This is a genomic window from Oleiphilus sp. HI0117, from assembly GCF_001635235.1.
Map to the genome: position 1 here is coordinate 1 of NZ_LWGA01000156.1, position 819 is coordinate 819.

The window sequence follows — 819 nt, forward strand, 5'->3', positions numbered from 1 at the left end:
CTCCAGCATCGGAGCAGTTGATTATCGGAATTACCAGGAAATGGCGGTCAGTGCCGCCGAGATAGAAAAATTCTAAATCTAAAAGAGGCGTGAAGCCTCTTTTTTTCTGTCTGGCATCGGTGAAACAATGTTGGGCGCAATTAAGGCCTTTCTAAGAGAATGAGCATTATCATTGGTGTTCCGGTTAGTCTCAGCATATTTTGAGCACTGGTTATCTTTCCCTTTCAAGTAATTAATGTATCTTTACGTAATAATTTTTTCGGCATAGAAAGCGGAAAAACTTAACGGAAACCTAAGGCAAATGGAAATATGGTTCTTGTAACAACAGCATCAATACTTCTTTTGAATCTGGTGCATCAATTTAAAGATATCGAACCTCAGCCGAATGGGATCGTGCATTATACTGTCGCCCTAAATGAGGGTGAATCGTTTGTTCGAGAAAGAGCTGTTGTCGAACCTTTATCTAGCGTTTTATACCGTAATATTGTTAGGCAGGCGTATGACTATAGCTGTGGATCTGCAGCATTAACGACTGTATTGCAGCATTATCTTGGGCGCAACTTTCAAGAACGCCAGGTGATGGAAGGTTTGCTTCACTACGGTGAAAATGAGCGAATCGTTGAGCGTCGAGGCTTTTCAATGCTGGATATGAAGCGTTTGGTAACCGCGCTGGGCTTTCCGGCTGGGGGCTTCAAGGCTGAGTTAAAGGATTTGATTGAGCTGGATCATCCAGCTATCGTGCCAATACATTACGCAGGCTTTAAGCATTTCGTGGTTGTTAAGACAATCAAGGATGGGCGTGTTTTTATTGCTGACCCT

At 43.0% G+C, this 819-nt stretch carries 1 protein-coding gene; it reads left to right on the forward strand.

Annotated elements, in window-relative coordinates; translation table 11 throughout:
- Nucleotides 1-309: 309 nt before the first annotated feature.
- The coding region (locus tag A3757_RS02120; RefSeq protein WP_197469659.1) for a C39 family peptidase at nucleotides 310-819 on the forward strand (510 nt) is incomplete at its 3' end.